Origin of the sequence: Pseudomonas sp. MN1F, from assembly GCF_009391885.1 — a bacterium.
Lineage (GTDB): Bacteria > Pseudomonadota > Gammaproteobacteria > Pseudomonadales > Pseudomonadaceae > Aquipseudomonas.
Window position 1 is genome coordinate 19,231 of the sequence record NZ_VZII01000055.1, and the last position, 7,827, is coordinate 27,057.

A 7,827-nucleotide genomic window follows, 5' to 3' on the forward strand; every position below is an offset into this window, starting at 1 on the left:
CGGCTGGCGGCGCGCCATCGTCCATAGGTTTCGCAGCCCTGCGGGGCGGCCAGCGGCATGCCGTGTGGCCAACGACAGATTGAAGACGGCGCGGTACGCAGGCAGCCCCTGCGGCCGGGCCGTCATCGTTTCATAGAAGAATTTGAGCTCAAGGGCAGGGCATGGCCGGCCAGTCCGGTCCCCGTCCGCCAATACTGGAGAAAGAAAGCATGAGCAACTGGTTAGTCGACAAACTGATCCCTTCGATCATGCGTTCCGAGGTGAAGAAGAGCTCGGTGCCGGAAGGCCTGTGGCACAAGTGCCCGGCCTGCGAGGCCGTGCTGTATCGTCCGGAGCTGGAAAAGACCCTGGATGTCTGCCCCAAGTGCAACCACCACATGCGCATCGGCGCACGTGCCCGCATCGACATCTTCCTCGACCCGGAAGGCCGCGCCGAACTGGGCGCCGAGCTGGAGCCGGTCGACCGCCTGAAGTTCCGTGACGGCAAGAAGTACAAGGACCGCCTGGCCGGTGCGCAGAAGCAGACCGGCGAAAAAGACGCCCTGATCTCCATGAGCGGTACCCTGATGGGCATGCCGATCGTGGTCAGCGCCTTCGAGTTCTCGTTCATGGGTGGTTCCATGGGTGCCATCGTCGGTGAGCGTTTCGTGCGTGCCGCCAACTACGCCCTGGAAAACCGCTGCCCGATGGTCTGTTTCTCTGCCTCCGGCGGTGCGCGCATGCAGGAAGCGCTGATCTCGCTGATGCAGATGGCCAAGACTTCGGCCGTGCTGGCACGCCTGCGCGAAGAAGGCATCCCGTTCATCTCGGTGCTGACCGACCCGGTCTACGGTGGCGTTTCCGCCAGCCTGGCAATGCTTGGCGACGTCATCGTCGGTGAGCCGAAGGCCCTGATCGGCTTCGCCGGCCCGCGCGTGATCGAGCAGACCGTGCGCGAAAAACTGCCGGAAGGCTTCCAGCGCAGCGAATTCCTGCTGGAGCACGGCGCGATCGACCTGATCATCTCCCGTGGTGAACTGCGCCCGCGCCTGGCTCGCCTGCTGGCGCAGATGACCGGCCAGCAGACCCCGGAACAGGCCCGTGAGGTCGCTGCGGTCGCGTGATGAAACAACGATCCCTGGGCGAGTGGCTCGCCTACCTCGAGCAGTTGCACCCTTCGGCCATCGACATGGGCCTGGAGCGGTCGCAGAAGGTGCTTGCCCGGCTGGCGCTGGGCAAGCTGGCGCCGCAGGTGGTCACGGTGACCGGCACCAACGGCAAGGGCTCGACCTGTGCCTTCGTGGCCTCGTTGCTCCGGGCCCAGGGGTTGAAGGTGGGCGTGTACAGCTCGCCCCACCTGCTGCGCTACAACGAACGGGTGCTGATCGATGGCCAGGAAGCCAGCGATGAGCGCCTGTGCGAGGCCTTCGCCGCCGTCGAGGCGGCGCGCGGCGAGATTTCCCTGACTTACTTCGAGATGGGCACGCTGGCGGCGTTCTGGTTGTTCAACCAGTCGCAGCTGGATGCCGTGGTGCTCGAAGTGGGCCTCGGTGGCCGCCTGGACACCGTGAACGTGGTGGATGCCGACCTGGCGCTGGTGACCAGCATCGGCGTCGATCATGTCGACTACCTGGGCGATACCCGCGAGCGGGTGGCCTTCGAGAAGGCTGGCATCTTCCGCCAGGGCAAACCGGCGCTGTGCGGCGACCTCGATCCGCCGCAGCCGTTGCTGGACAAGGCCGCCGAACTGGCGGCACCGCTGTTCCTGCGCGGCCGTGATTTCGACCTGGCAAACAGCGAAAGTGGCTGGGACTGGCGCGGCGTCACGGCAGACGGCAAGCCGGTAGCATTGCACGGTCTGCCGCTGCTCGACCTGCCCATGGAGAACGCCACCCTGGCCCTGCAGGCCTATTTGCTGATGGGCTTGCCGTGGGATGCCGGGCAGATCCGTCAGGCCTTGCTCGACACCCGCATCACCGGCCGTCTCGACCGTCGCCAGTTGACCTGGCAGGGCCGGGCTGTGGAGCTGCTGCTGGATGTCGGGCACAACCCGCACGCCGCGGAGTATCTGGCCCGACGCCTGGCTGCGCGCCCGCTGAAGGGGCGGCGCCTGGCGGTGTTCGGCCTGCTCGCCGACAAGGACCTGCAAGGCGTCATCGCGCCGCTGCACGGGCTGGTCGACGACTGGGCGGTTGCGCCGCTGCACACCCCACGCAGCCGTCCGGCTGCCGAATTGGCCGCTGCCTTGACGAACCACGGCGCAGCGGTGAAGTCTTACGCCAGCGTCGATGCCGCCCTTGAAGGGCAATGCGCGCAGGCGACGGCGGATGATCAGATTCTGCTGTTCGGTTCGTTTTTCTGTGTCGCCGAGGCCCTGGAATGGCTGGAGCGGCAGGCCCTGGAGGGGTGACTAGATGGCAGTGCTGGATAAAGGGATGAAGCAGCGCATGGTGGGTGCGTTGGTGCTGGTGGCGCTGGCGGTGATTTTCCTGCCGATGCTGTTCACCCGCCAGGACGAAATGCGCCAGGTGCGCGTCGACGCCCCGCAGGCGCCGGCCATGCCGACCCTGCCGGAGGTCAAGGTAGAGCAGGTGGCGGTACCTGAGCCACAGCCGCTGCCTGAGCAACCCGAGCAGCCCGAGCAAGCGCCGGTGGTGGTCAACGAGTCGACGGCGCCGGTGAAAACGCCGAGCCAGCCGATCACGCCGTCGCCACAGGCCCAGCCCCAGGTGCAAGCCCAGCCCAAACCGCAGACTCCGGTGCCAACGCCAGCACCCGCTGCCAAGCCCGCCGCGCCAGTGGCGACTGCGCCAGCGCCTGCACCGTCGAAGATCGACGTCAATGGCCTGCCGGTGAGCTGGTCGATCCAGCTGGCCAGCCTGTCTAGCCGGGCCGGCGCCGAGAACCTGCAGAAGACCCTGCGCAGTCAGGGCTACAACGCTTACATCCGCTCGGCCGGTGGCATGAACCGGGTGTATGTCGGGCCGTTGATCGAGCGTGCCGAGGCTGACAAGCTGAAAGACGTGATCAACCGCCAGCAGAAGCTCAATGGCTTCGTGACGCGATTCCAGCCTGAAAAAGGCTGAAGCAGCGACGCTCCCGCAGGGGGTCGGCGCAGGCCTGAAAACCTGACCCGCCGATCCACCTGACTTTCCGCTTACTCCCAGCCTTTTGCTCTGATAAAATGCGCCGCCTCAAACGTCTGCAGGCAGCACCGTGGCCTTTACCCTGGTTGATTGGGCGATCATTGCGATCATCGCCGTCTCCACACTGATCAGTCTCAAGCGCGGCTTCGTCAAGGAAGCCTTGTCCCTGCTCATCTGGATCGTTGCAGGGGCGGTCGCCTGGATGTTCGGTGGTTCGCTTTCGGTGTACCTTGAAAGCTATATCCAGACGCCGTCGATGCGCACCATCGCCGGCTGCGCCATTCTTTTCGTCGCCACCCTGCTGGTGGGGGCCATGCTCAACTTCCTGATCGGCGAGCTGATCCGCGTGACCGGGCTGTCCGGCACCGATCGCTTCCTCGGCATGGCCTTTGGTGCCGCGCGTGGGGGCTTGCTGGTGGTGGTGGCGGTCGGCCTGCTCAGCCTGGGGCCGGTGCAGCAAGACACCTGGTGGCAGGAATCACGCCTGATACCACAGTTTTTAATGGTCGCTGACTGGTCGAAAAACCTGATCCTGGGTTTCACCCATCAGTGGTCTTCAAGTGGGGTGATCAGCGCTCCGGCTGATCTTCCATTCAAGGAGCAGTTGCTCGGGCCGGCAAAGCCCTGAGTGCTGTTCGTTCAAGTTTCATCAAAGTAGGGGTTGCGTCGCATGTGTGGCATCGTCGGTATCGTCGGTAAGTCGAACGTCAATCAGGCGCTGTATGACGCGCTTACGGTCCTCCAGCACCGCGGCCAGGACGCTGCCGGTATCGTGACCAGCCACGACGGCCGGTTGTTCCTGCGCAAGGATAATGGCCTGGTGCGCGACGTCTTCCAGCAGCGCCACATGCAGCGCCTGGTCGGCAACATTGGCATCGGCCACGTGCGCTACCCGACCGCGGGCAGCTCGACCTCGGCCGAAGCCCAGCCGTTCTACGTCAACTCGCCGTACGGCATCACCCTGGCGCACAACGGCAACCTGACCAACGTCGAGCAGCTGGCCAAGGAGATCTACGAGTCCGACCTGCGCCACGTCAACACCAACTCCGACTCGGAAGTGCTGCTGAACGTGTTCGCCCATGAGCTGGCCGTGCGTGGCAAGCTGCAGCCGACCGAAGAAGACGTGTTCGCTGCCGTTTCCCACGTGCACAGCCGTTGCGTCGGCGGTTACGCCGTGGTTGCGATGATCACCGGCTACGGCATCGTCGGCTTTCGTGACCCGAACGGCATCCGCCCGGTGGTGTTCGGCCAGCGTCACACCGACGAAGGCGTGGAATACATGATCGCCTCGGAAAGCGTCGCCCTCGACGTGCTCGGCTTCACCCTGATCCGCGACCTGGCGCCGGGCGAAGCGGTGTACATCACCGAGGAAGGCCAGCTGTTCACCAAGCAGTGCGCCGATGCGCCGAAGCTGCAGCCGTGCATCTTCGAGCACGTCTACCTGGCTCGCCCGGACTCGATCATCGACGGTATCTCGGTGTACAAGGCCCGTCTGCGCATGGGTGAAAAGCTCGCCGACAAGATCATGCGCGAGCGCCCGGAGCACGATATCGACGTGGTCATCCCGATTCCGGACACCAGCCGTACTGCCGCGCTGGAGCTGGCCAACCGTCTGGGCGTGAAGTTCCGCGAAGGCTTCGTCAAGAACCGCTACATCGGCCGTACCTTCATCATGCCTGGCCAGGCCGCACGCAAGAAGTCGGTGCGCCAGAAGCTCAACGCCATCGAGCTGGAGTTCCGCGGCAAGAACGTGATGCTGGTGGACGACTCGATCGTGCGCGGCACCACCTGCAAGCAGATCATCCAGATGGCCCGCGAAGCTGGCGCCAAGAACGTCTACTTCTGCTCCGCAGCCCCTGCGGTGCGCTACCCCAACGTCTACGGCATCGACATGCCGAGTGTTCACGAACTGATCGCCCACAACCGTACCACCGAACAGGTGGCCGAGTTGATCGGCGCCGACTGGCTGGTCTACCAGGACCTGCCAGACCTGATCGACTCGGTCGGTGGCGGCAAGATCAAGATCGATCACTTCGATTGCGCGGTGTTCAACGGTGAATACGTCACCGGCGACATCGACGAAGCCTACCTTGACCGCATCGAGCAGGCCCGCAACGACCTGGCCAAGGTCAAGAACCAGGCAGTCAGCGCGATCATCGACCTCTACAACAACTGATTTGGGAGCGACGGCATGACGGATCAATGGGATGCCGGACGACTGGACAGTGACCTCGAGGGTGTCGGTTTCGACACCCTGGCGGTGCGCGCCGGTCAACACCGTACACCGGAGGGCGAGCACAGCGAAGCGCTGTTCCTGACCTCCAGCTATGTGTTCCGCACGGCGGCCGATGCCGCTGCGCGCTTTGCTGGCGAAACACCGGGCAACGTCTACTCGCGCTACACCAACCCGTCCGTGCGTGCGTTCGAAGAGCGCCTGGCGGCCATGGAAGGCGCCGAGCAGGCCGTGGGTACCTCCACCGGCATGGCGGCGATCCTCGCCGTGGTCATGTCGCTGTGCAGTGCCGGCGACCACGTGCTGGTGTCGCAGAGTGTGTTCGGCTCGACCATCAGCCTGTTCGAGAAGTACTTCAAGCGCTTCGGTGTGCAAGTGGACTACGTGCCACTGGTCGATCTCGCTGGCTGGGAAAAGGCCATCAAGGCCAACACCAGGTTGCTGATCGTCGAATCCCCGTCCAACCCGCTGGCCGAACTGGTCGACATCAGCGCGCTGGCCGAAATCGCCCACGCCCGTGGCGCCATGCTGGTGGTGGACAACTGCTTCAGCACCCCGGCCTTGCAGCAGCCGCTCAAGCTGGGTGCCGACATCGTGTTCCACTCGGCCACCAAGTTCATCGACGGCCAGGGCCGTTGCATGGGTGGCGTGGTCGCTGGCCGTGCCGAGCAGATGAAAGAAGTGGTGGGCTTCCTGCGTACCGCCGGGCCGACCCTCAGCCCGTTCAATGCCTGGATCTTCACCAAGGGCCTGGAGACCCTCAAGCTGCGCATGCGTGCGCACTGCGAGAGCGCCCAGATCCTCGCCGAATGGCTGGAGCAGCAGGACGGCGTGGAGAAGGTGCATTACGCCGGCCTGCCGAGCCACCCGCAGCACGAACTGGCCAAGCGCCAGATGAGCGGCTTCGGTGCAGTGGTCAGCTTCGAGGTCAAGGGTGGCAAAGAGGGCGCCTGGCGCTTCATCGATGCGACCCGGGTGATTTCGATCACCACCAACCTCGGCGACAGCAAGACCACCATCGCCCACCCGGCCACCACCTCCCACGGCCGTCTGACGCCGCAGGAGCGTGAAGCGGCGGGCATCCGCGACAGCCTGATCCGGGTTGCCGTGGGCCTGGAAGACGTGGCTGACCTGCAGGCTGACCTCGCCCGTGGGCTGGCTGCCCTGTAATGGAAATCCGCGGCGGTGTACCAGGCCATAATGGTCGGGTTGCCCTGGTCACCGGTGCTGCCCGCGGCATCGGCCTGGGCATTGCCGCCTGGCTGATCTGCGAAGGCTGGCAAGTGGTGCTCAGCGACCTTGACCGTCAGCGCGGTGCCAAGGTGGCCAAGGCCCTGGGCGAAAACGCCTGGTTCATCACCATGGACGTGGCCGATGAGGCCCAGGTCAGTGCCGGGGTTTCCGAAGTGCTCGGCCAGTTCGGGCGGCTGGATGCGCTGGTGTGCAACGCGGCGATCGCCAACCCGCACAACCAGACCCTCGAAAGCCTGAGCCTGGCGCAGTGGAACCGGGTACTGGCGGTCAACCTCAATGGCCCGATGTTGCTGGCCAAGCATTGTGCGCCGTACCTGCGTGCGCACAATGGTGCGATCGTCAACCTGACCTCGACCCGTGCCCGCCAGTCCGAGCCGGACACCGAAGCCTACGCGGCGAGCAAGGGTGGCCTGGTGGCCTTGACCCATGCCCTGGCCATGAGCCTGGGCCCGGAGATCCGCGTCAATGCGGTGAGCCCGGGCTGGATCGATGCCCGTGACCCGTCCCAGCGCCGTGCCGAACCCTTGACCGATGCCGACCATGCCCAGCACCCCACGGGCAGGGTAGGGACGGTTGAGGATGTGGCGGCGATGGTCGCCTGGCTACTGTCACGCCAGGCTGCGTTCGTCACCGGGCAGGAGTTCGTGGTCGACGGCGGCATGACCCGCAAGATGATCTACACCTGAGCAGACAGCGGTAAGGGAAGGGGACCGAAAGGTCCCTTTTCCGTTTTTGCCTTTTTTGAAAAAAATTCAACGGGGCTATTGACTTAGCATCGCTACCTGCGTAAATTTCGCGGCCTCAGCGAAGCAAACGCAACAAGCAACATCGCGAGGGTGATTAGCTCAGCCGGGAGAGCATCTGCCTTACAAGCAGAGGGTCGGCGGTTCGATCCCGTCATCACCCACCACTTCCTGAGATTGTTTCTAGCGCTGGACGCTTCTGATGAAGCCGATAGCCGGAGAGAAACGCACTGCGCAGCGGTAGTTCAGTCGGTTAGAATACCGGCCTGTCACGCCGGGGGTCGCGGGTTCGAGTCCCGTCCGCTGCGCCATTTTTCAGTAACAGATGGGTGCCTGGCACCGGTCTGAAGTCGAAGGCGAAATGCCTGAGGCTGATCCCAGTTTCAATCAGGCGCAAGCCTGAACGATACGCAGCGGTAGTTCAGTCGGTTAGAATACCGGCCTGTCACGCCGGGGGTCGCGGGTTCGAGTC

The 7,827-nt window shown here is 64.4% G+C and carries 7 protein-coding genes and 2 tRNA genes; all 9 read left to right on the top strand.

The window, feature by feature from the left end; all coding sequences use genetic code 11:
* The first annotated feature begins 209 nt into the window (after nt 1–209).
* Nucleotides 210–1,103 (top strand): acetyl-CoA carboxylase, carboxyltransferase subunit beta, encoded by an 894-nt coding sequence (gene accD / locus F6X59_RS24685; RefSeq protein WP_054885750.1) that lies wholly within the window; start codon nt 210–212, stop codon nt 1,101–1,103.
* Complete coding sequence (gene folC, locus F6X59_RS24690) at nt 1,103–2,389, top strand: bifunctional tetrahydrofolate synthase/dihydrofolate synthase (protein ID WP_152958741.1); 1,287 nt, start codon at nt 1,103–1,105, stop codon at nt 2,387–2,389. Before accD ends, folC begins: the two co-directional genes overlap by 1 nt.
* A 4-nt stretch (nt 2,390–2,393) precedes the next feature.
* Nucleotides 2,394–3,065, top strand: coding sequence for an SPOR domain-containing protein (locus F6X59_RS24695; protein ID WP_152958742.1), 672 nt, complete (start codon nt 2,394–2,396; stop codon nt 3,063–3,065).
* Between the two features lie 130 nt (nt 3,066–3,195).
* Nucleotides 3,196–3,753 carry a CvpA family protein gene (locus tag F6X59_RS24700; RefSeq protein ID WP_346652818.1) on the top strand — a complete coding sequence of 186 codons (558 nt, stop codon included), beginning with the start codon at nt 3,196–3,198 and terminating at the stop codon, nt 3,751–3,753.
* A gap of 42 nt (nt 3,754–3,795) precedes the next feature.
* Nucleotides 3,796–5,301, top strand: a complete 1,506-nt coding sequence (purF, locus tag F6X59_RS24705; protein ID WP_152958743.1) for an amidophosphoribosyltransferase — start codon at nt 3,796–3,798, stop codon at nt 5,299–5,301.
* Between the two features lie 15 nt (nt 5,302–5,316).
* Nucleotides 5,317–6,528, top strand: a complete 1,212-nt coding sequence (locus F6X59_RS24710; RefSeq protein ID WP_152958744.1) for an O-succinylhomoserine sulfhydrylase — start codon at nt 5,317–5,319, stop codon at nt 6,526–6,528.
* Nucleotides 6,528–7,298 (top strand): SDR family oxidoreductase, encoded by a 771-nt coding sequence (locus F6X59_RS24715; RefSeq protein ID WP_152958745.1) that lies wholly within the window; start codon nt 6,528–6,530, stop codon nt 7,296–7,298. The genes F6X59_RS24710 and F6X59_RS24715 overlap by 1 nt, the downstream gene beginning before the upstream one ends.
* A 148-nt stretch (nt 7,299–7,446) precedes the next feature.
* Nucleotides 7,447–7,522, top strand: a tRNA-Val gene (locus tag F6X59_RS24720).
* A 67-nt stretch (nt 7,523–7,589) separates the two neighbouring features.
* Nucleotides 7,590–7,666, top strand: a tRNA-Asp gene (locus F6X59_RS24725).
* Nucleotides 7,667–7,827: the final 161 nt, after the last annotated feature.

What these genes read in the sequence shown, in the direction of transcription:
- F6X59_RS24710 (WP_152958744.1), top strand. Translation starts at nt 5,317, where the DNA reads ATGACGGATCAATGGGATGCCGGACGACTGGACAGTGACCTCGAGGGT.
- accD (WP_054885750.1), top strand. Translation starts at nt 210, where the DNA reads ATGAGCAACTGGTTAGTCGACAAACTGATCCCTTCGATCATGCGTTCC.
- F6X59_RS24695 (WP_152958742.1), top strand. Translation starts at nt 2,394, where the DNA reads ATGGCAGTGCTGGATAAAGGGATGAAGCAGCGCATGGTGGGTGCGTTG.
- folC (WP_152958741.1), top strand. Translation starts at nt 1,103, where the DNA reads ATGAAACAACGATCCCTGGGCGAGTGGCTCGCCTACCTCGAGCAGTTG.
- F6X59_RS24715 (WP_152958745.1), top strand. Translation starts at nt 6,528, where the DNA reads ATGGAAATCCGCGGCGGTGTACCAGGCCATAATGGTCGGGTTGCCCTG.
- purF (WP_152958743.1), top strand. Translation starts at nt 3,796, where the DNA reads ATGTGTGGCATCGTCGGTATCGTCGGTAAGTCGAACGTCAATCAGGCG.